The 1,196-nt window shown below is 73.1% G+C and carries 1 protein-coding gene and 1 pseudogene; both read left to right on the top strand.

Features of this window, described 5'->3' with window-relative positions:
* Positions 1 to 272 (top strand): annotated as a pseudogene (locus D588_RS24570) (efflux RND transporter periplasmic adaptor subunit); the annotation flags it as partial.
* 10 nt (positions 273 to 282) lie between these two features.
* Positions 283 to 1,196: efflux RND transporter permease subunit (locus D588_RS24565; protein ID WP_043084502.1), on the top strand; the 914-nt coding region annotated here is incomplete at its 3' end.

The raw sequence follows: 1,196 nt of genomic DNA, 5'->3' as shown, positions 1-1,196 counted from the left end.
CCGGCTCGCCGGTCTCGGCGGTGCTGGTCACCGACGGCCAGGACAGCGCGCTCAGCGTCCCCGCCGATGCAGTGCAGACCGTCGAGGGCCGCAACGTGGTGTTCGTGGCGGTCGCGGGCGGCTTCAAGGCGCAGCCGGTGCTGGTCGGGCGGCGCGCCGGCGACCGCATCGAGATCCTCGGCGGACTGCGCGGCGACGAACGCATCGTCGGCGCCAACGCCTTCCTGCTCAAGGCCGAACTGGCCAAGGGCGACGCCGACCACGGCCACTGAGGAGGCGACCATGTTCAAGCTGATCATCGACACCGCCGTGCGCCACCGCTGGCTGGTGGTGGCGCTGGCCGCGCTGCTCGCCGCCGTGGGCCTGTTCCAGTTGAGCAGGCTGCCGATCGACGCGGTACCGGACATCACCAACCGCCAGGTGCAACTCAACACGGTGGCGCCGGCCCTGACCCCGGAGCAGATCGAACGGCAGGGGACCTACCCGCTGGAAACCGCGCTGGCCGGCATCCCCGGCCTGACCGCGACCCGCTCGCTGTCGCGCAACGGCTTTTCGCAGGTCACCGCGATCTTCACCGATGCGACCGACCTCTACTTCGCCCGCCAGCAGGTGGCCGAACGCATGCGCGAGGCGGCCGAGGCGTTGCCCGACGGCGTGACGCCACGGCTGTCGCCGGTGACCACCGGCCTGGGCGAGGTACTGATGTGGACGGTGGACTTCACCGCGTTCGATCCGTCCCGGCTGGCCCGGCCGGGCGCGGCGGGCTGGCAGGCCGGGGAGGTCTACCGCACGCCGGACGGCGAACTGCTGCGCACACCGCAGGAGCGCGCCACCTATCTGCGCACCGTGCAGGACTGGATCATCGCGCCGCAGATGCGTTCCAGCCCCGGCCTGGCCGGCGTCGACACGGTCGGCGGCTACGTCAAGGAATACGGGGTGCATCCGGACACCGCCAGACTGGCCGCGCACGGCCTGGGCCTGGCCGACCTGGTCGCCGCCCTGCAGCGCGCCAACGTGCAGGCCGGCGCCGGCTTCGTGCAGCGTGCCGGCGAAGGCCTGGTGGTGCGCGCAGACGGCCTGGCGCTGAGCGCCGACGATCTCGCGCAGGCGCCGGTGACCATCCGCAACGGCATCGTGGTGCGCGTGGCCGACGTGGCCGAGGTCGCCTCCGGTCGCGCCCCGCGCCTGGGCGCGGC

Source organism: Xanthomonas sp. SHU 308 (assembly GCF_000364645.1).
Classification (GTDB): Bacteria; Pseudomonadota; Gammaproteobacteria; order Xanthomonadales; family Xanthomonadaceae; genus Xanthomonas_A; species Xanthomonas_A sontii.
This window is presented reverse-complemented; position numbering and strand designations above follow the sequence as displayed.